The following is a 22,457-nucleotide window of genomic DNA, read 5'->3' as shown; positions in this document are numbered from 1 at the left end:
GGAAAAATTGCATTTTTTTAAAATTTACTCGCTTAAGTGAGAATATAAGTTTTTTCTGTTTTTTAAACATGTATTTATTAATTTATATATGCGCCTTTTTTAAAGATGTAAAAAACAATTCACCCCTGCCTCACGAGACAAGGGTAAAAAGAATTTTTTATGTGTTTTTTTGATTATTAGTTCAGGGTCATATTGAATCCCGCACCTACACCCCAATGTCCGCCAGAAGTCGTTGCGGATACATTAGACCGAAACTTTCCATTTTCTGAGGTATAACCAGCACCAAAGGCAAATGCAGATTGACTACGCCATAAACCAGTACCAAATCCAACGCTTAATTTTCCAGGGGTATCATTGTAGCGTAAATTAGACACTGCTAGACCAATAGCCGCTGCTTGTCTTGCCTCTTTTTTTACACTCTCAATGCTGTAGTTTAAAACGTCAAACTTCATATCGGTATACTGTTTAGACCGATCAACCGCATCGTCAATCGCATCAATCACAATATTATTAACCCGTTGATCCGTATAATGCTTGGATTCATCAAGAATAATCTTCATCTGTTCTTGAGTATAGTCATGGAGTTGACCACCATTTACAGCTTCTTTTGATCCTTTCTCAATTTTACCATCAGCGACATTATCAATCAGAACTGGTTCACTGGCATCACCCCCTGCTAATGTGATTTTGTTGGTTTTTTTACCGTTTTCATCTCTGTCATAGCGAACAGCATCCTCAGCAATATCGTTAACTTTATTATCAATATTATCAACTTTAGCATCAATATTGATAACTGTGTCACCAATATCAGCAATGGTATTGGAAATGTTATCGACTCTGTTGTTAAGATGCTTAACATCTTTTTCAACACCCGCTACACGTTCATTGGTTTCCCAAAGTTGTCCACCATTAACCGCGTCTTTTGAACCTTTTTCAATTTTGCCATCAGCTACATTGATAATTTTATTCGGCTTACCATCGCGACCAGCATCATAGGCTTTTTCTTTATCATTCCACTTTAAAGCATCTGAATCGACCTTGTTGATGACGTCATCAATACGGTTATTAATATTTGACATCCCATCATTAATATCACCAAAAGCATCAGCAACATTATGGTGCTCTGTCTCAACAGTCTTGCCGTCCTTATCGACTTTAGAAATCTTGAAAGTAGGATCTGTCCATTTGCCATTCTCATATTTAGCACCACCACCGAAATAATTCGCAAGCTGGTTACTCATGAAATAAAGCTGGTTACCCGTAATAGCATCCGTTGAACCATCCGCAATCTCACCATCCAAAAGATATTTCAATTTGCTGTTTGTCTTCTTGCCATCTTTTTCATGACGTGCAACGAATGCTTCTTCTTCATCATCCCAAAGTAAAGCATCTTTTGAGATACCTTCAATTTTCTGATTAAACTCATTGGATACATTCGTTAAACGCTTATTCACATCTTGAACATTATTATCAAGACCGTCTAAAGCTGAACCAACGTCATAAAAATTAGCCTTCCCTACCTTACCATCTACGATAGCAGATAAAGTATATTTCAGTCCTTTAAAGGCACCATCAACAAACTTTGCGCCACCACCAAAAAACTTGGCAACATCTTCTGATATTTTATTAATCTGGCTGCCATTAATTGCATCGTGGGAATCTTGGGAAATGCTACCATCTTTGACGTTATGAAGAGCAACTGGTCCGTTGTTTTTATCACCGCCCAAAGTTACGCTACCATAATTAACACTACCATCGTCATTCTTATCGTAAAGAACGGCAGCAGCAGTTACTGTCTCAATATCTTTCGTAATATCCTTTATGCTTTTATCAAGTTGGTCTTTGTTAACAGCCTCATCACCCTTCTCTGCTGCTTTAACACCAGAAATGGAACGTGCTACCTTACCATATCCTGCAATATTGATTTCAGTCCCAGCTGTATCCTTACCAATCGTGATAGGATCTGAAATTCCGTCTTGTTTAACAAGACTATTTTTTACCACATCGGAAATCTTATTATCAATATTTGTAATAGAAGTATTCACACCCGTAAATGCATCTGTAACATTATTATAGGGCTTACCCTGAATAAGGAAGGAAGGTTCGATACCGTTCAATACATCTGTACTGCCACCAAAATATTTTGATGTATTTTGAGCAACTTTTGATAAGTTATCAGTAACAGTTTTGACATTTTCATTCGTCTTAAAGAGCTGTGAACCATTTATGGCTTCCGTTGATGTTTGAGAGATCATTCCATCTTTTACACCGGACAGTGTACGCTCCATACCACTTTTGTTTGCAATATTAATTTCAGTACCACCTGTTGCCTTACCGATCGTGATAAGCCCTGACCCGTTTTCTTGCTTCACAAGACTGTTTTCTGTCACATTGTTAATCTGACTATAGATATCCGTGATAGAATTATCGACACCGTTAAAAGCCTCAGCAACATTATTATATTTTTTCTCAACAATATCACCGTTTTCATTACGTCGAGAAACTATGAAAGTAGGATCTATCCACTCTCCATCCTGATAGCTAGCGCCCCCCCCGAAATAATTCGCAATCTGATCACCCATCTTATAAAGTTGAGAACCATTGATCGCGTCTGTTGACTCTTCTGAAATATTGCCATCCGCGAGGAAGGTAATCTTACTATTTGTTTTCTGTCCATCTTCTCCATGACGTGCAACGAATGCTTGTTTATCATCATTCCATAATAAGGCATCTTGAGAGAGTTTATCAAATTTATTATCTACATATGTTAGACGACTATTAACATTTTTGACATTCGCATCAATCCCTGTCAAAGCATCACCAACATTTTCAAAGGTTTTTTGCTTTACATTACCATCTGTAGAAACTATCGATAAGTTATATTGTGGACCTGAAAAAACTCCGTTATTAAATTCTGTACCACCACCAAAGAATTTTGCAATATCTCCAGATATCTTATTAATCTGACTACCGTTTATGGCTTCTGCTGAACTGTCAGAAATTTTACCATCTTTGACACCTGCAATGGTTCGCTTTCCATCAGTACCTGTAATATCAATTTTTGTACCGCCTTTTTCTTTACCAATAGTGATAAATTTCTCATTCTCATCCCATTTAACAAGGCTATTTTCTGTTACATTGTTAATCTGATTGTAAATATCCGTAATAGAGGTATCGATCGCCTCAAATGCAGACCCAACATTTTGATGTGTTTCCTTCTGAACAGTATATGTGGGTGCTTGACCTTTAATTACGTCTGCACCACCACCAAAATAATCATTCAACCTATCAATTCGCTCAAGCGTTGTAAAGAGTTGTGAACCATTAACCGCCTCAGTAGAAACCTCAGAAATAATCCCATCAGCAACACCAGTAATATTTCGATTTTCATCTCCATTATTGGCAATATTGATTGTCTTGCCACCTTTTTCTGCTCCAATGGTAATGAGTAGTTTTTCATCATCCCATTTAACAAGACTATTATCTTCTACTTCTTTTATTTTCTCTTCTACCGTCTTCAACTGTGAAACATTAACAGCATCATTATCATGGCTACCATTTGCAATTCCTTTAATTTGTGTATTTGCAGCATTAATACCTCCAGTAGTCATTTTAGGACCATCAGTAATTACAAAACCATTATCGCTTATACTCGACTTTCCTGCTATAACACGGTCCACTCTGATAATATCGTTTAAAGCAAATTGTACTTCATTGTTTGCGCCTTTTGTAATTTTTATATTATTGGTGTTTTTGTTATTAGCCTCACTTGAAATACCTACAAACTTTACTGTACTTCCTGCTTCAACATCTGTAGCTTCCTCATCTTCAACAGCAAGTTTCCAACCCGTTTTTATTCCTGCTCTAAAGTCTTTCAACTGTTTATAATTTACAGCATCCGTATCTTCAGTCCCAGTTTCCACTTTCGTAATTTTCTTATTGCCAGCATCAATCCCATTCATCGTTATCTTTGGACCACCGTCAACAAACCCAAAGCCATTATTATCCATAATGCTGTTGCCTGTCGTGACACTTGTGAGATTAAGAGTATCATTCAAAGAAAAAGTAACTTTATTGCTGTTATCTTTTGCAATTTTGATATTTTTGCTTCCGTCCCCACTCTCCGCCGCGACAAGATCTACTGTACCCCCAGCTGTAACATCTGTAGCATTGTTTCCATCAACAGAAAGCTTCCAGCCTTTTTCTGCAAGCTGTCTTACATCTTTCAGCTGTTTATAATTTACTGCATCAGTCTCATCAGACCCATCTGCTACTTTTGTAATCTTTTTACTACCCGCATCAATACCCTTCAAAGTTATGCTTGGTCCATTATCATCAATAAACTTAAAGCCTTCACTATTTATAAGACTGTTACCTGCAGTGACGCTTGTTAACTGAAGATTACTCTTCAAAGTAAATGTAACTTTATTTCCATTACTTTTGACAATTTTAATGTTTTTAATATCGTTGTCATCAGCACCTGGAACAAGGTCTACTGTACTCCCTGCTTCAACATTTGTAGCATTGTTACCATCAACGGAAAGTTTCCAGCCTTGTTCTGCAAGTGTTTTTACCTCTTGCAACTGCTTATAATTCACTGCATCGGTATCTTCTTCCCCTGCCGTTACTCCTTTAATCGCTTTATCTCCAGCATGAATGCCATTAACAGTTATGCTCGGCCCATCAGCACTGTCAAACCGAAAGCCCGAAGCATCCATAATGCTTTCTCCTGCTGTGACAGACGTTACATTAATATCATCAGCTAAATCAAAAGAGACGTTTTTCCCATTTGTATTTGCAATTTTTATATTTTTGTGACCAGTATCTACAGCCTCAACAGCAAAAAAATGAACTTCGTTGCCTGGATTAATATCTACAGCCTCTGCATTTTCAACAGCAAGCTTCCAGCCGCCCCCGTTCTTTTTTACATATTCTTTCAACTGCCCAAAATTCACTGCCTCATGATCTTCAGTCGCCTCTAACAGATTTCTAATGTTTGTACGGCCAGCATCAATACCATTCTCAGTCATACTTGGGCCATTATCATTAACATAAAAGCCATCAACAGTCATGCGTGAACTGTTGTTACTACCATTAACAAAAAAGCCATCATCACTCATAGTGCTTTGACCTGTGGTGACTTTCGTCAATTCAAGCTGATCATTTAAAATAAATTCAATTTTATGCTTAGTGTCTTCAGTATTTTTTTCAATCTTTAAATTGTCTTTTCCTATTTTACCATTTTTCACTGAAAAATCTATTATGCTGCCTGGATTCACGTCTGTAGGATTTTTATCGTTAGCAGACAGCTTCCAAGCTCCTGATGCCACATCTCTCAAGGCTTTTAATTGCGCTACATTCACAGCATCAGTATCGTTGGTCCCTGCTGCAACATTTGTAATCTGTCGCGTTAATTTCTGCTCAGTATTACCAACACTAAAATCACCTCCAGTGCTTTTCCATGCAAGACTAGTCTTTTTCGTTGCAGCATTTGTTACAGGATCATAACCTGCAACCTTTGCTTCAATACGAGAGACAGATCCCCCCCCCACAGCAACACCATCTATAACACGTACTTGTGCGTTTATACCAATTGCAACTGAATGAGCCATCTCAGCATAAGTATGGGAACCTATGGCAATCGAATTTTTACCTTTCGCTATTACCTTTCTTTCCTGCCCGTTGTCTGCAGGCTCTCCACCACCTATTGCAATAGAACCAAGAGCTTGCGCCTCAGCCTTCGAACCTATAGCAACCGTATAATCTTTCATTGCCTTGGTTTTGAGCCCTAACGCAACACTATTATAACCAGAAGCAGTCGCAAGCCCTCCAATAGCAACCGTAGACTCCCCTGACGCCTCTGATCCCACGCCCATGGCAACACTTGCTTTACCACTTGCAAGCGCAGAAACACCAAAAGCTTGTGCTCCACCAGCCTTTGCTGTCGCGCCTGCACCAAATACCGTGGAATAATTTCCTGTTGCCGCAGAACCACAGCCCGTTGCAAAAGAATAAACACCATAAGCCTCAGGCATAGCATTTAGAAACCCTCCAGAGCCAACTGGTCCCATATAAGTAGCATTGTTGGTCAGAGTCCCATCACCCTGCCAAGTAACCTTTTCAGTGGTCGTGCCATAAGCATTACGACCGTTTCCCCCAGTGTAACCATTGATAAATCTGTCATATTGTTGTTGTACTGTTATTCGTTGATTATCAGCAATTCCTTGTTGTTGCTTACCGCCACGACCAACAACGTTGTCTGCACCGCAATAGTCATCATCACCAGACAAAACAACACTGCCATGACTACCATATGCATATGAAACGCCGGTGCCACTTGTGCTCAAATTAGCTGCTCCTGTTATCGCGAGATTGGCAGCAAAAACGGGAGAAACACTTGATAAGAGTGTGGCCATTGCCGCGCTGAGCGAGACAGCTTTAATTAAATTTGGTGTGGAATATTTTTTTTTCATAAGAATCTCCTCCAACAGAGTTCAACATCATCACAACGCGCAAAAACACTCATGGCAAAACCCTTGTTTGCGCACCTCAAAAAAACAATAAATCAATATAAAATTCCCCCTCTGACGCCGGCATTCCTTACGGCATCATCCTAAAATCTTTGCAACAACATCGAATCTAGAAAAGTCCCCAACCCTTTTAGCTAGAGGGATTCAAGCTAAAAAATAAATAAAAATACAAGACTTTGAAAATATACCGTAATCTCCATTAAAAAATACTGCGATTTATCTCTTAACAAAAACAGTTTCACTAAAAAGCAATTCTACCTTTCAAATAAAGCGCATCAGCAAAATGGCAAGAGTATAAAAAATAATTTTTTATCAATTTGTAAAAATACTTCTTATGAAATACAAAAAGTGTTGTTTTATAACAGTTGTGCTTATCTGTATGAAAATTATAACTTTTTAGACTTATTTTATAATCTAGTAGATTATGACCCTTATGAAACCTCGTTCTTTGTTATGGGATAAGCTATTCTAGAGGTTCCCTATTTTTATAAGAAATATAGAATATTGAAAAAATTAAAAAAATATTGCATAACTTATTGTTTTTATAGATATTTTTATCACTCAATGCGTTTTTCTTCAAACTGATTTTATAGCAGAAGGAATTTTATTTTAGAAGGCTGTAACTCATATACCTTGGGGCGTTTTATGTACCTTTTCAGCTTCAATTTTGCGCTTTAAATGCAATTTCAAAAGTGGCAAAGTGGCTTCGACTTCTTCCATGTCGTTGAGATTTTCAATAAGCCCTTGCAATTTTCCGTAAAGCTCTGCTGCTAATTCCGCAACATCTTCAGGAGAAAGTGTTATGTTCGCATCATGATATGTTGTATAAGCTAAATATCCAAGCTTTTTCATCAAACCAGCAGGGATTGCTTGTGCTTTTAAACCAGCCGCTTTCGCCTTTGCCATATCTGAAAACATCTCGCCATTACCCGTTACAAGCCAATCTAATGAAACACCGCAAATTTCTTGATATTTGGAGAGCGCAGAGGCTGTAGGTTCACTGATACCCGTTTCATAAGTTCCTATAGAGCCAGCAGTGATTCCAAGATGTTCAGCAAACTGCTTACGCTCTGTGAAACCAAGAGCGTGACGCACTTCACGAAAACGTTTTGCCAACTCAGTTTTAGGTTTTGCTTCCGGACGAGCCAAAAAATTACTCCAAAATCAATATAATTGTTGACTAAATAATTATATTGATTTATATCTATCGTTACTGCTCTTAGAAAAAAGCATTTATCACATACATAACCCCACAAAAACGGATGTTACAGCATCCATTTCAGCAGGAGCGAAAATTATGACAATTACACAAAAAATGCGACCGCCATAGTATTTTGCCAAGCCCTCACTCTCATCCCCATAAGCAAAACGCGTGAAAGTTTACCAAATATCGACCTTCAGTGTCAAAAACATTTGAGCATCCTCTCATGAAAAAACAATCCCTGCTCTGGCCAATTGTATGCCCGTTGAGCAAAGTTCTTATCAACTCAACGGCTCTCTCAAAAAGCGCAGTCATATGTCTCACAGCAGTAAAAAAAACATGTGGTTCTTTTCATTGCGTACCGTGCAATATACCATTGAAATCCTATTACAGAAATATGCATTTGCACTTTCCATAGTTTTTTATAGGATAAAAGGTTCATCAATGTCTAAAACTCAATATAAAAGAGGCAAAATCATTGCATTTCTACAAAAAATGAGATTATCACACATTCTTAAAAAGCTAAACGTTTACAAACCATGCTTGCTTATTGTAGATATTAATGGCACTAATTTAATTGCGATTAGCAATAGAGATTTCAAGGTATTTGGTTTATCATCAAAACACGCCTCCTCTACGAAAATTAAAAGCCTTTTTGCGATGTATTTTAAATGCTATAAGTTCTATAGTAAACACAAGTAAACACATTGCCATCTATATTTACAATTGAGCGCTTCCAAATCTTGGAGTGATAAAATTTTTAATAGGCATTGATTTAAAAGTGCATATTTTGCAGAAAATTGACAAATCCATGAGGTTCGTATATATGGCAACTCTGAGTGATGATAGTGGAGTAATCCTTAAACAGACCAAAGCTGCACAGGAAACCACAACGTGGAGGAATTCAGCATGACCTCTTTATGCGATAAGGAATTATCCGATACACTGGTTGGCCTTTATGACGACTATCAACGTGGTTTCGACATTGGAGAAGAGCTTAAACTATGTGTGGATTTAGCTTTATCTCTTGAATTAGAGCTCAGTATTCTCCGTTTAAGTGAAACAGATACGCTTTTAAAAAAAGAGATTGTACAAACCTTGCATCGTCGCAGAAATGCTCATTCAAATGAGGATGAAATTGATGCAATTTTTCGTATGGATTTTGAAAAACAAAAATAACGCACCACTCTCCCCATATGATGAGAGAGCACTTTACTTTCTGCTGTGTTTAAACCAAAAAATTTTTAAGAAACTTTAACGTGTTGCGTCTTTGCCTCCTTACAAAAGTCCGATGAATTAAAGAAACGCATTAATCCTCTTTGGTCATCATCAAAAAATAAAGAGTATTTTATAGCATAAATTAATTTATGCTTTCTTCATTAAAAGCACCAACACTTTCACATTTGCTCACCACCCCTTTAAAAGCAAAATATGAAATATACGGCGTTATAAATGTTTATAAAATAGCGTATAGTTTTACTACACTTCAATGTAATTTATCGTTTTTCATGTTGATAAAATAGCACAATAAATATTCCAACAAGCGCAACAATGCTTTGAAGAAAATATATCGATTGAGGTGATATGTTACTGCTATCGCTTGCCATAATGAGATAGACTCCGAGGATAAAGCATCCAGACAAACCATTAAAACTTGCCTGCAATCTTCCTTGATATTCGGGATCACAAGAGAGTTGCGATAAAGAAATCGAAAGAGCCCAACTTGAAAGCCCAAATCCAATCATGAAATAAACAGGAAAAACAACAAGCGTGTGTGTATTGACAGATAGAATGGCAAGACCGATAGCCATAACAGCTAATAAAAGTGCCAATGTTTTCCTTATAGATAAAACTTTACAAAAAAATGGAGAAAGAAGCGCACCAGTAAATACGCCCATGGAATAAAGCGCCTCAAATATTGCAAAAGTCCTGCTATCTGCGTTTAAAACCTCTTGTGTATAAGGCACCAAAATAACAGGAATAGTCATCAAAAGCGTCATAATAATCATCTGGCTTATATAAGGCATAAAAAGAACCGGATTCTGCTTAAAATAATGAAGGGACGCTCTATAATTTTTCCACCAGTTTTGCTTACTTTGACTTTTAGATCTATGGGCATTAGGTACTTTCATTGCAAAATTAAACAAACCAGCAATAATAAAAAATATGCCGCCTATCAGAAGTGTTCCTTTTGTTCCGGCACAGGCGAGTATAAATCCACTAAGCCCCATACCTATGATAGTGCCAAGTTCATAAACCATATCGATGGTTGCATTTGCATTGATGAGCTGTTTTTTAGGAACAATACTTTGGATTAAAGGGACAGCTGATGGCATATAAAGAGAAATAAAAATACCCAATAGAGCAGATAAGATCATTAAATCAATTTCCATGCCAAAATACCCAAGCATTACCCACCCCACAATCACCAAACCTCTGACAAGATTTGAAGTGATAATCTGCATTTTACGATTGTATTTATCCGCCAATACACCCAAAAAAGGTGCAAAAAGAATGCTAGGCGTCCAGAGAAAAAGCATCATCAACGCTACACCACGGATCGAACTTGTCTGATTGTAAGCAAGCCATGATAATGCAATATAATTTAGCCCATTTCCAAATGTAGCAAATAAGCCGCTCAAGGTAAAATAGAGGAAAGTTCTATTTTCAAATAAAGCAGCACGTTCTTTCAAATTTGCAACGAACATAAATCATTCCCTCATACATACATCATTCAGTATGCCACATAATCACATTTAAAAATATATATTGAGTTCTTATTTTAGTTCATTAAATTTAAAGGAATGAAATTCCTCGTTTTATTAGAGCGTGATACATTTTTTATGAAAAGAAAACTCTCTAAATATCATATGGGATAAGTTTAACATACTGAAGATTAATAAATATTTCTACTTTCATTGCGCGTTACATTGGCACTATAGATATAAAATAGTGACGCTGAAATGTGTTGTTTTGGCTGTACAGTTACAAAGCGAATAGGCAATCTCATTTTTACGATAGAGTGTTTGAGAATAATCGTTTCCGCAAGCAAGTTATAAATTTAATGCTCATAAAAGGCATGCAAGAGGTAATCGCACCAGAAGTAAGACAGATTTTTAGAGGAATATATGGAATTTCCAACTGATTGCTCAAAAAACAATTTACTTTCAAAATGCATCATTTGAAGCAGAAGAGAATGTAAATATCAACTCTATAGAAAGTGTCAAAGAGCAGCTCCCATTCAATTTTCTTTTAGAATTTATTACTTGACATAATGGACAAAGGAGAGCTTCTTTATGTACAGTGCAATTCGTGAAGGGGGATCACACCATATGTTAAAAACTATTCAACCGCAAAGTGAAAAATTTGATGGACTGGCTGATGATTATGATCGTTATCGTCCACGCTACCCCTTCACCTTATTTAAAACCATGCTGCTTCCTTTTAAAGACAAAAAGCATTTGTCTATCGTGGATGTAGGGGCTGGAACGGGCATTGCATTAGAGGGAATTGTCAAACTTTTAGGAAATGAACACCACTATCATGCTATTGATGTATCAGCAGATATGATTAAACAGGGACAAAGCAAATTTCCTTTTGTGCAGTGGTATCACGGCAAAGCCGAAAGCCTCTTGCCCCAAATCGGCAAGGTTGATCTTGTTGTTGCGGCACAAGCGTTTCAGTGGATGGATCGCCCTCTGTTGCTTCGCAATGTCTCAAGTCAACTTCGCGCCGGTGGTGTCATGGCTGTCATTCAAAACAATCGTGATTTTCAAAATAGTCAATTTCTAGCCACTTATGAGACATTATTAGAGAAGATGAGCCCTAATTATTCCCGTTATTATCGCAATTTTGATTTTTTACAAGAAATGCGTGACGGTCTTGGAGTAAACCCAGAAAAGGTTGCTTTACGTACACACAATTGGACAATGACAATCCCATCCGAAGCTTTTATCGGCATGAGCCGCTCTTCAACGCAAGCGCAACGCGCCATTGCCAGCCATGGAGAAGAATATTTGCAGCAATTGGTTACACTCATAAAACAATACGAAGTGCAAGGAAATTTGGAACTTTTGTATCGAAGTGAACTCTACATCTATATGAAATAATCTTACATCTATGGTTATCCCCGTTACCTTTCAACGCATTATAATCTCCCCCCAACAAATGAAGTCGTCCGCCCCAAATTGATTGTATAAAGAGCCACCTAAAGCTGTACTAGCACACCTCAATCTGAAGCCATAAATAATTTCTGCCCGATAATTAAGGTTTGTTGTCCCTTCAAAATCCAAGCTTATCCAGTCAATAATCAATAACAACCCAGCAACCTTGAATTAAACAGAGACACCCCTTAAAATACCAAATATGGCTCTTAGGCGTAGCTGCGCTCATCATCGAATAAGTACCCCTTTATCGGCAAGGTGTCCCACAAAAAACGTAGCAAAAATACCAGTTGTCCTCGCTACTTAAATTTCTGAAAATGGGATATTATTACAGTAAATATCAGCGTTCAAATTTATATCATGCCCCTATCGAAAACACTTGACTTATCCCGTAATAGATGTACTAACTGTTTATGAGCGTGTGTACCAATTATAATACTGCATATTTTTAAAGATGCAGACATGGGGGGAATGATGTGCGCAAACAGCTAATGTTTCGGTTTTATGGGCTTGTTGTTCTGCTCTATCTTTCTGATATGGTGCTTTTCTTAAGTAACCTTTGGAATGCTTATCGCATAACATCCTCATCGGTTTTTCTAGGCATAACCATGGCTTTAGGGACCCTTACACCCTATCTTTTGAAAAAGAGTGGTTTTGTGCACATTAAAGCATCGTTGCGATTGATCGATTTATACACAAGACGGATCATCATCTATAGCCTCCTTTTATTGATTGCTCTTTTTCATTATGTCGACTCCCGTTTTGGTTTTATTGTGGTCTCTATCTCTATTGGTTATCTCTCTTTGATCACCTTAAGTACGCTGGAGACTTATAATACTAAACTCGCGCTTAGTGGCTATATTAGTGCTCAAAAGGCTTCTCGCATTATGCAAACAGTGGTGCAGATTGGCGCCTTTTTGGGGGCAGCATTGAGTGGTTATCTCTTAGAAGCAACCAGCCCACGAGGGGTAGCAGCTGAAGTCGGCTATAATGGTTTGATTGCAGCGATTTGTGTGTTTGACATTATCGTAAGCCTTGTGGCCGGATATGTCATCTTTCGCGATGAATATCATGCCGACAGCACTACAAACAGCTTGCCGCCTATCACCGATAAAGAGCCAATGCTTATACCGCAAGCAGATGGGCTTTCCCTAGAGCTTAAACTTTTATGCATCTGCATAGGCCTTATTGGCTTTCACATTTGCGCTTATAATACACTGGCAACTATCCTTTTTCAGAGTGTGAAAAATTTTGGCTCTGAATATTATGGGTTGTGCAGTGCTGTTGCAGGTGTGGGCGCTTTTCTGGCTGCTTTTATCAAGATCCCGCGCTTTGAATTCATCCTTCCAGCTCTTATGTTGGGTTTAGCTGATCTTATTTTTAGCACCACGCAATCGCCTTATTTGGCTGTGATTTTTTGCTTTTTTATTGGCTTTTCAATGAATACCATGCGGATTAACGCCCGCAAACATATGATTGAAGCAACCCGAACAGAAACTCAAGCAGAGCTGGTGGGAAGCTATAGCGGCATGCTTTATACTCTCTCTCAATCGGCTGGTTATGTTATCCTTGGTCTTCTTACAAGCTCTGCCCTTATGGGACCTCAAGCAGCCATTTATCTTCTCCCCCTTATAGGATTCATAATCTTTATCTATGTTCTTTTTCTTTCATCACAGCGGGACAAAGCATGAGCAAAACCATTCTTATTGTCGATCCTTTCTCCACGGGTGCTCTCTATGCCCCTGCTTTGCAAAAATTGGGCTATACCTGTTACGGTGTTATCTCTCAACCAATTCCTTTTTCACACTTCATACTTTCTTATCAGGGTGAAGGCATGGCAGAAGCAAAACTTCATAGTATCGATGAGATAAAACAGCGCTTTCCTATCGGCGCGATAGAAGCTGTTATAGCAGGTGCCGAAGGAGGTATTTATTGTGCAGAACAATTGGCTGCTTACTATGGTTGTCCTAGAAATAACCCCTTGACCACCGATTGGCGGCGGAAAAAAGCAGCAATGCAAAAGCGCCTTTGTGAAAATGGTTTATCCTATATAAGGTCAAAGATTCTTACAAAAGATGATTGTGCTCTCAATGATTTTGAAAGCCCCAGCGGCTATGTGATAAAGCCAAACGATTCTGCTGGGAGTGATGGTGTTTTGTTTTTCTCTAGCCGTGAGGAAGTGGCAGCGTGGATTTCTGAAATTGACTGGAGGCAGAAAAATATTTTTGGTGTACCTAACGAGGCTTATTTGCTTCAAGAAAGATTGGAAGGAGAAGAATACATCGTAGATGCCGTTGTAAAGGGAGAGGCTATAAAGATATGTAGTTTATCGCGCTATAAAAAGGGTATCCATAATGGAAGTGCCTTTGTTTATGAATCGCTTGATGTGCTTGATGCTCAAGCCCCCCTTTATACCGCTCTGATCTCTTATGCAAAACAGTGCATTCACGCGGTGGGGATTGAATATGGACCTGCGCATATGGAGATCATGCAAACCGCTCACGGTCTAGTAATGATTGAAGTGGGAGCCCGCCTCCACGGAGGGATTGCACCCTCCTTGTTCGCGCATTGCTATGAAGATGATTTACTGAAAAGCTCCGTTAACCTTATTGCGGGAGTGTTTTCGCCAACACCAAGCCGTTTTAAGAAGAAAGGACGTATTATCTTTCTTATCAACAAGATCGATGGTCATATTATAAAAGATGTTAACCTGTGGAAGAAAAAGCTTCATTCTTGGGAAAATGTGGTTCATTTTATGCTCTTTTTTAAAGAAAATGAGCCTCTGCCCCTGACCATCGATTTAAATACCTGCCCAGCCATTATAGCAATTTGGGGACGGAGTGATGATGAATTATCGACTCTGGAAAGGATAATTCGTCGTAATTTTTTATAGAAAAAACATCAATTGAAAAAAGCCTAAAAACGCTGAACTTTAAGCTATGCCTTCAAACTTATAAAAATCTATTTAAGGGTACAACATAAATCAACAAAATCAAAGAAATAAAAATCCTTGAACTTTTATATAACCCTTTGATTTTACGATAAATGGCGGAGAGAGAGGGATTCGAACCCTCGATATGGTTTCCCATATACACGCGTTCCAGGCGTGCGCCTTCAACCACTCGGCCACCTCTCCAGAAGTCTCGCACTATACCCAGAAAGAAATAACGTGCAAGCCCAAATTATACATTCAAAATTCAAAAAACAAATTCATTTATTAAAATAAAAGCTTATACCTTTTGAATAACAAGCATATCCTTCCTTTTTAAGAAAAAACTTTTTCCGTGGATAGTTATGTATAATGCAAAAATGAGAATAAAAAGCTTATCCCCAACCATAAACTTTCATGCTTACTTACGCACCTTCTGCTTTATGAAAAAACACTGCTCTTAAAATTGGCATACAGTCTATGTTTTCTTCACAATGAAATAATTAAACCTCTCTCGCCTATTAACGAGGATTCTTAACCATGACAAATCTGATTTAAAATTGCTTTCTCTTAAAATGAGAGCTATCTGCTCATCACTTTTATGTTTTACTTCATAGGCAAAGTTTTAATTTATAATGATAATTTATCACTATAAATATTAATATGTTGCCTATAATCGCTTTAAAAGACTATGAGCCACCATATTAAAGATCTAAGGCCTTGCCACAATGGGCGCGTTCTTTTCTCTTCACGTTCTTACCACTGTATATCCTTGCTTAGAGAACGTACAGCTCGTGCAGTTTCACATTGTAGTGCTTTTTGTGCTAAAATTTTCATCTCTTCAAAACTATGAGTTTGCAAACACGCCTTTACTGGGGAAATATCGCAAGATATCATGGAAAGCTCATTAATTCCCAATCCAGTCAAAATCATCGCACCAAAAGGATCTCCAGCGACACCACCGCATACACTAACCCAACATTTATGTTGTGCGGCTCCCTGAATAGTCTGATAAATCATCCGCAAAACTGCTGGATCAAGACTATCCGCTTCAGACACAAGATATGGATTTTGCCGATCAACAGCCATTGTATACTGTGTTAAGTCATTGGTTCCAATTGAGAAAAAATCAACATGAGCGCCCAATACATCTGCCATAATAGCTGCTGCTGGAACCTCGATCATAATCCCAAGTTTTAATTTTGGTGCATCAATATCATTGCGGATTTCTTCTGCAATCTTTTTTATAGTAACAATCTCTGAAACAGACATTACCATCGGAAACACAATCCATAAATCTCCGCCCTCTTTTGCTGCTCGATACAAAGCACGTAATTGAGGAACCAAAAGATCACGCCGACGTAACAAAAGCCGCGTTCCTCGAACACCTAAAAAAGGATTATCTTCTTTAGATAAATGTAAATGCGTAACCTGTTTATCCCCGCCAATATCAAGCGCCCGAATAATTAATGGCTTATCTCCTACAGCTGCAACCATCGCCCGATATACATCAAATTGGATCTTTTCGTCCGGAATATGCGGATTCTCTAAAAATAAAAATTCTGTACGCATGAGTCCAATACCTTCAGCCCCCAAATCAAACGCAACTGGAACCTGATTTGCATAATTGACATTAGCCATGATACGAATTCTTTGACCATCTGTCGTTTGCACTGGTAATCGAGACGCACTTATCTCACTGACACGTTTTTGCGCAACAGTATCAATATGCCTTTGAGCATCTTCAACATCTTCATGCGTAGGATCAAGGTAAATGAACCCGTTATCGCCATCAATAATAGCCCGAATATCAGACTGAACCGCTAAAATATCATCACCTACGGCAACAATCATCGGAATACCAAGCGTACGCGCCAAAATAGCTGTATGAGAGAGTGGACCTCCCCATGCTGTTGCTAATCCTTTTACTTTTGTACAATCAAGTTGTGCGACATCAGAAGGAGAAAGATCATTTGTAACCAGAATAACACCACTTGGAATATCATTTAAAAAGAAGGATCTATAAGATGGATTTATTTCACCTAAAACACGACGACCAACATCAATTAAATTAACAGCACGTGCTGCTAACAAAGGATTATCCACCTTAGAAAACATATCTGAAAACTGCCGAACCGCTCTATCCCAAGACCAAGCGACACCATGACCTTCTGCTATAAAACGACAAGCTTGAGCTATAAGATTCTCATCTTCAAGCAAAACCATTTGTGCAGAAAAAATCGCAGCAGAATCCGCTCCCATACGTACTGTAATATCAGAAATCACAGATGCCATTTTTTGTTTTGTTTTTGTAAGAGCACTTTCAAGACACGCTGCACCAACCGCAAAATCAATTGGCTGGTCTATTATGGAAATATCATTTTGCCTTAAAACAAAAATCTTACCAAACGCTAACCCTGAACTTGCTGCAACACCAGAAATGCCTTTTTGCATGGAACGTGGATACCAACCATGAAAAGTCTTTGTTTGAGATTCTATCTCTCTTACCACGCATTTTTCACTAACACTCACCTTTTTTACAATAGAAATGGCATCATTGAGAAGTTTTGCTCCTTCTATAGCATCTGTAGAAAAAATCAGAACATCACCATTTTTTGCGCCTAATTGTAATAACCCAACCAAATTTTTCATTTCAACGGCATATTGACCATGGCGAACTCTAATAGAATTTTGAATCTTTTTTGCAAAATCAACCCAAAGAGAAGCTGGTCGCGCATGAAGACCACTTGGATAGTCTAAAGTCCATTCCTGACACACCGAAAGATCACCAATAAAAGTTTCTTCTTGCTTCATATCTTGATCAAACAGAGTTGTAACAATTTTCTGTTTGTCCGTCGTTGTCGCAAGTACTTCAAGCTGTTTTTTATCAAATAAAAGAGACGTCAATTTTTTGCAAATTTCTCTATAGCGATCTGGGCACGCTGCAATGGCAATAACCAAATGTGCTTTCTTTCCATCCTGCCATTCAACACCAGCAGGAACCTGTATAACAGCAATGGCATCCTTGATGATTAAATCACAATTTTCAACCAATCCATGAGGAATGGCTATACCATTTCCAAGCCAAGTACTCGTTATTTCTTCACGTGCAAGCATACTTGCCAGATAACACTCGTCAACTGCACCAACCTGCACAAGCAATTCAGCAGCAGCATAAATCGCATCATTTTTATGATTAAAAACAGCTGCAAGTTGTACTGATTTGATAGACAAGATTTCACTCTCGGTAAAATCTACATTCATTGCTTCTGCTTTCTCAAATCCCATCATGAATTCAAACTGCCTCACACTTAAATACAAATATCCCTGATAAATTTCATTTCAAAGCCCCATTTTCAAAAATACAATAGGTACACATCATCACGACTTTTTGTTTCACGCAATTCAATAGAGCTAAGTGAGGTGCTTAAATACCTCAATATAACCGATAAAACAATTGGATACTATAATCCCGCGGGTTGCTTAAACCATCATAAGCAAATCTGACTCTTAACTCTTACTTTACAAAGACAAAACCTCAATTTTTACAGCCCCAATCACCTGAAAAACTATGTTTTAAAAACGCTCTCTTTATCCCAAGTTATTCAACATAACTTACCATTATTCTCCCTATAAGAAAGCATCCTTCTCAATCATCTGTAACTCAGCTAACAGTTTAACTCTTCCTCCAAGCTGATTTAACTTACTGTGTCCCTCTTATCAATTTATTACACTCTTAAAAATTATTCTATGCAACTTATTATCTTTAAAATTTTACCCAACTCGCCCTACGATACTCATCCATTCATCATATAACAGTGATATATTTTAAGCGAACCCTTTGCTGCAATCAATATCGCAAACACACAATGCCCTCTGTCACACATTTGCAAAATACACAACGCCCCCAAACACCATCATCAGTCACGAGGCCCTTCTTTATGTATAGAGGAAAGTAAATTCTTCTCACTATTTATCATACACAAATTTACCAATAAATTCCATCATAACATCAATACCTTCAAAACAAACACAACACAGCACAAGTCTCTCCCCTTATTGAGAAAACTCATTTCCTCAATTTTACCTTTTTTGTTTTCCGTATATTTTCTAGATTTATCATATTACCAATAAAATAAGGGAAAGATAACATTTATCTTTCCCTTATAGCGTTTATTAATACTTAAATTTATTAATACTTAAAAACCACAACTGCAATTCAGTAAAATTACAAAATCCAATGCCCCCGTTGATTGTTAGAGAAAATACTACAGATTACTCTGCTGCCTCCAATATAGGAATGACTGAAACATAGGAACGGTTACCTGCTTTCCGTTGAAAAGAAACCTTTCCTCTTGATAAAGCAAAAAGCGTATGGTCTTTTCCCATGCCGACATTGTCACCAGCATGCCAACGTGTACCACGCTGACGGATGATAATATTTCCAGCGATAACGGTTTCACCACCAAATTTTTTAACGCCTAGACGTTTCGATTCTGAATCGCGACCATTACGCGAGGAACCACCAGCTTTTTTATGTGCCATAGACGCTCTCCTTTAATCTTTCTTACTTTTTGATGCTACAGCCGCTTTCTTCTGCGATGCAGTCTTTTTTTCAGCCGTTTTTTCAGCCTTCTTCTCAACAACAGCATCTTTTGTTTCTTTTGCTGCCGTTGCTTCCTCTTTTATGGGTTTTGCAGCTGCTTTTTTAGGCTTTGAACCACCCATTAAAATCTCTAAAACACGCAGTGTTGTAAATTCTTGACGATGACCACGCGTACGTTTAGAATTCTGACGGCGGCGTTTCTTAAACGCGATAACCTTGCGCCCACGTGTCTGTTCTAAAATCTCAGCTGTCACCAGCGCATCAGCAACAACAGGGGTTCCGATAACTGCATTACCTTCTTGCCCAACCATCAAGATATCATTGAATTCAACAACATCACCCGCATTTCCACTCACTTTTTCAACTTTTACCACTTGGTTAGCAACAATGCGGTATTGCTTACCACCGGTTTTAATGACTGCGAACATTTTTTATCCTTCCGTTCACTCCAGCTCTTATTTAATTTCTACCTTGAAATAAGGGAAAATAAGCTGCTTTTTATCAGTCGTAACCAATCTTCAAGAAGGATAAAACCTTCCTCAACACAAAAATACGCAGATTTCTCCACGCTCATATCCTGCATATATGAAGGAATTTCTATTCTCTGTCAATAAAGTCCCATAAAAAAGAAAAAAAGGTTGTACCAAAAACAATTGAAGGTTATCTACCCATCATATACTATACTTAACTTAAATAGTGTCCATTTTTGTTGTACTTCATATGGAGAGGTGGCTGAGTGGTTGAAAGCACCGCACTCGAAATGCGGCATAGGGGTGACTCTATCGAGGGTTCAAATCCCTCTCTCTCCGCCATTGACTTAAAACAAACTTGTCTATGCTCAGTATAGTATAGCTTAAAGCGCAGCTTTTGCAGGATTTTTGTGGTTTGCAATTGGCCAGTTTGCTCCCATCTATGCCTGTCACTATGCATCCCTAGAAATTGGTATTAGATTTCCACGAGTTTTATAATTTCTAGGCTCCTCCTCTTCCGATCCTTAGATTTCCTAATCTGGTATAAAATATCTCTTCAAATATTATGAAAGACTTTTGCCAATCACAACCTTTAATAGAGTTTTAGAAACCATGGTGACCATAGGGCTCCGTTTATTAACGGGCTCAAGGCGTTTTATCTGCATCAGAGGTTTTTATATTAATAAGCCCCTCAAACTTTTTTCATACAATGTGCGCATTTAGAATGAATATTATGAGTATTTATTCTAAATTTTTCTCTCTTCTTATAATCACAAAAAGGCGTGTAATAATTGAATATCTTTCATACAGTGCTTTCTTTTATTTCTAAGCTTTTTAAGTAAATAGATAGTCCTTGTAAAATAAATAAAGGTGCGCAAAACCCTATGAATATACAGAGACCGTATAATGTAGAAAATGGAAAAAAGTTTGCTGCATATAAAAGTACAATAGAAAATAAAGCTGTTATAATCCGCACGCTGGCATCACCGATCAAAATCACCTCCGCCAAATTGTCACTAGGTGTAACAGCTTGACCAATTGTTATCCCAGATACCCTAAAATAAAATTGCCCAATGCCTAATAAAAAGCCCATGATATAGAGAGAATATTGGGTGAAATTTAAATATAAAACAAAAGAAATTGCGATTATTGCAAAAGCCGGTGCCCCCCACACAAAGACACGAATTAAAGATGGAAATTTCCGTAAATAATAGGATGAGACAAAGCCATTGATTACAAAACCCAACGCTAACAAAGCGAAAATAAAATTTTGAATGGCTGTAAATTGTATATTATCTGATGTTATCGATGAAAGAATAAGTGGTAATAAAACGAGTGCTCCAGTATAGAGAAAATTATTCAAAATACGATTAATCGTCAAAAAACGCAAAGCAGAAATTCGCCAAAGGTACTTAAAACCAGCTCCATAAGCTCTTTGGGTTGCTTCTTTCGATGGCTCTTTTATCTTATTTATTTGTTGTATAGACTTTATATGAAACCATAGACCAGCATTTAAAAGATAAACAAAGACAACAAAGGCTATAGCTATTTTATGCCCAAAATGTGCAATTATAAAATATATAAGCAATGGAGACACAATAATAAAAAACTGACAGCAACTCGTATAAAATGCAAAAATACTGGCTTTTTGTTTAGGGTCTGGAATCAATTTATTCAAGGCAGTGTTATTATTTGGGTTATCAGCCCCCATCAATAGTGCGAGTAAAAAAAACACAAATAAAATAAGTACTGAGTTGTTTATGAATAATAAGAAAGACAACAAGCCCGCACAAATAATTTGACTATAAAATCCAATGATAAAACCTTGATAGCGGACTAACACATTCCCCAAACAAAAGCCTGCGATTCCGATTGCGATTAAATTAATAACATTTAAAGCAGCAGACGCTTGTCCCGTTTTATCTTGTAATTGTAATAAAGAAAGGCCTATAGATAGTACACCGCTTGCACAAAAACTTGTCAAACATCCAATCAAAATCATAAGAAAAACAGAATTACGCAATCGTTTTCTCACCTCTAGGCAAAATGTTAAGCCGTTTTATGCTTTTCTTCATCGTCGAATATAGCTCGGTACTAAATTCTGATTTTTCATAAAATTTGAATATAAATGCGTTGTAGGTATTTATTTTGCGCAAGTCATCTATCAGTATCAATTCTATATGAGACAACGTTGTGCTCATAAATTGAAATAAAGAATAGAAAACGGCTCTCCAATACATATGGAGAGACTCCCTTACCAAATAATTTTCTAAGACATATTTCAAATGACAACCATCTAAAGTATGTTGCGCAATGGTACTACGAATGATAAATACAAATAGCATCCCCTTTATACACAGGACAAGAAGAAATATTTTTATCTCTTATGATAATTATAAAAACTTTCAGCAAGTAGATCTTTTAAATTTAGACTAACCACAAAAAGATTGGATTCTCATTTTCGAGCAACACGAGACAAAGCCAACTTCACTGCTAAAGTTCCCATAACCGCTCAATCAGATTCTCTGGATAAGCTTTTTTAAATTTCCCGTCCAATC

11 protein-coding genes and 2 tRNA genes are annotated in these 22,457 nt (G+C 37.6%); 5 read left to right on the top strand and 8 right to left on the bottom strand.

The annotated features are described in order from the left end of the window. Positions 1 to 176: 176 nt before the first annotated feature. A complete protein-coding gene (locus PVV70_RS02755) occupies positions 177 to 6,473 on the bottom strand; it encodes a Vomp family autotransporter (RefSeq protein WP_273757382.1) in 6,297 nt (2,098 codons plus the stop codon). Between the two features lie 681 nt (positions 6,474 to 7,154). After that, a complete protein-coding gene (locus PVV70_RS02750; protein WP_273757383.1) occupies positions 7,155 to 7,679 on the bottom strand; it encodes a helix-turn-helix domain-containing protein in 525 nt (174 codons plus the stop codon). A 961-nt stretch (positions 7,680 to 8,640) separates the two neighbouring features. Here PVV70_RS02750 and PVV70_RS02745 point away from each other — a divergent pair. Next, positions 8,641 to 8,910, top strand: a complete 270-nt coding sequence (locus tag PVV70_RS02745; RefSeq protein WP_273757384.1) for a hypothetical protein — start codon at positions 8,641 to 8,643, stop codon at positions 8,908 to 8,910. Between the two features lie 317 nt (positions 8,911 to 9,227). Here PVV70_RS02745 and PVV70_RS02740 read toward each other — a convergent pair whose 3' ends face one another. Next, positions 9,228 to 10,439 carry an MFS transporter gene (locus PVV70_RS02740; RefSeq protein WP_273757385.1) on the bottom strand — a complete coding sequence of 404 codons (1,212 nt, stop codon included), beginning with the start codon at positions 10,437 to 10,439 and terminating at the stop codon, positions 9,228 to 9,230. 624 nt (positions 10,440 to 11,063) lie between these two features. Here PVV70_RS02740 and PVV70_RS02735 point away from each other — a divergent pair. The 3 genes from PVV70_RS02735 to PVV70_RS02725 all read left to right on the top strand — a co-directional run bounded on the left by PVV70_RS02735 (position 11,064) and on the right by PVV70_RS02725 (position 14,787). Then, complete coding sequence (locus PVV70_RS02735; protein ID WP_273757595.1) at positions 11,064 to 11,840, top strand: trans-aconitate 2-methyltransferase; 777 nt, start codon at positions 11,064 to 11,066, stop codon at positions 11,838 to 11,840. A gap of 530 nt (positions 11,841 to 12,370) precedes the next feature. Beyond that, a complete protein-coding gene (locus tag PVV70_RS02730) occupies positions 12,371 to 13,585 on the top strand; it encodes an MFS transporter (RefSeq protein WP_273757386.1) in 1,215 nt (404 codons plus the stop codon). Next, positions 13,582 to 14,787, top strand: a complete 1,206-nt coding sequence (locus tag PVV70_RS02725) for an ATP-grasp domain-containing protein (protein WP_273757387.1) — start codon at positions 13,582 to 13,584, stop codon at positions 14,785 to 14,787. The genes PVV70_RS02730 and PVV70_RS02725 overlap by 4 nt, the downstream gene beginning before the upstream one ends. A gap of 153 nt (positions 14,788 to 14,940) precedes the next feature. Here PVV70_RS02725 and PVV70_RS02720 read toward each other — a convergent pair. From PVV70_RS02720 to rplU, 4 genes are all read right to left on the bottom strand, one after another. Continuing rightward, positions 14,941 to 15,030, bottom strand: a tRNA-Ser gene (locus PVV70_RS02720). 549 nt (positions 15,031 to 15,579) lie between these two features. Continuing rightward, the gene (gene ptsP, locus PVV70_RS02715) at positions 15,580 to 18,114 is read right to left on the bottom strand and encodes a phosphoenolpyruvate--protein phosphotransferase (RefSeq protein WP_273757388.1); all 2,535 of its coding nucleotides are present in this window, start codon (positions 18,112 to 18,114) and stop codon (positions 15,580 to 15,582) included. A 984-nt stretch (positions 18,115 to 19,098) separates the two neighbouring features. Then, positions 19,099 to 19,368 (bottom strand): 50S ribosomal protein L27, encoded by a 270-nt coding sequence (gene rpmA, locus PVV70_RS02710; RefSeq protein WP_273757389.1) that lies wholly within the window; start codon positions 19,366 to 19,368, stop codon positions 19,099 to 19,101. Between the two features lie 12 nt (positions 19,369 to 19,380). Further along, positions 19,381 to 19,857 carry a 50S ribosomal protein L21 gene (rplU, locus tag PVV70_RS02705; protein ID WP_273757390.1) on the bottom strand — a complete coding sequence of 159 codons (477 nt, stop codon included), beginning with the start codon at positions 19,855 to 19,857 and terminating at the stop codon, positions 19,381 to 19,383. A 294-nt stretch (positions 19,858 to 20,151) separates the two neighbouring features. Here rplU and PVV70_RS02700 point away from each other — a divergent pair. Further along, positions 20,152 to 20,241, top strand: a tRNA-Ser gene (locus PVV70_RS02700). A 460-nt stretch (positions 20,242 to 20,701) separates the two neighbouring features. Here PVV70_RS02700 and PVV70_RS02695 read toward each other — a convergent pair. Continuing rightward, positions 20,702 to 21,934 carry an MFS transporter gene (locus tag PVV70_RS02695; RefSeq protein ID WP_273757391.1) on the bottom strand — a complete coding sequence of 411 codons (1,233 nt, stop codon included), beginning with the start codon at positions 21,932 to 21,934 and terminating at the stop codon, positions 20,702 to 20,704. Positions 21,935 to 22,457 lie beyond the last annotated feature (523 nt).

Source organism: Bartonella sp. AU55XJBT, from assembly GCF_028618525.1.
The sequence above is the reverse complement of the archived record's forward strand: the minus strand, read 5'-3'. Positions and strand labels throughout refer to the sequence as shown.

Bases quoted from the DNA above. Each gene is read 5' to 3' on its own strand.
- PVV70_RS02755 (WP_273757382.1), bottom strand. From the start codon at position 6,473: ATGAAAAAAAAATATTCCACACCAAATTTAATTAAAGCTGTCTCGCTC.
- PVV70_RS02745 (WP_273757384.1), top strand. From the start codon at position 8,641: ATGACCTCTTTATGCGATAAGGAATTATCCGATACACTGGTTGGCCTT.
- PVV70_RS02740 (WP_273757385.1), bottom strand. From the start codon at position 10,439: ATGTTCGTTGCAAATTTGAAAGAACGTGCTGCTTTATTTGAAAATAGA.
- PVV70_RS02735 (WP_273757595.1), top strand. From the start codon at position 11,064: ATGTTAAAAACTATTCAACCGCAAAGTGAAAAATTTGATGGACTGGCT.
- PVV70_RS02725 (WP_273757387.1), top strand. From the start codon at position 13,582: ATGAGCAAAACCATTCTTATTGTCGATCCTTTCTCCACGGGTGCTCTC.
- ptsP (WP_273757388.1), bottom strand. From the start codon at position 18,114: ATGATGGGATTTGAGAAAGCAGAAGCAATGAATGTAGATTTTACCGAG.
- rpmA (WP_273757389.1), bottom strand. From the start codon at position 19,368: ATGGCACATAAAAAAGCTGGTGGTTCCTCGCGTAATGGTCGCGATTCA.
- rplU (WP_273757390.1), bottom strand. From the start codon at position 19,857: ATGTTCGCAGTCATTAAAACCGGTGGTAAGCAATACCGCATTGTTGCT.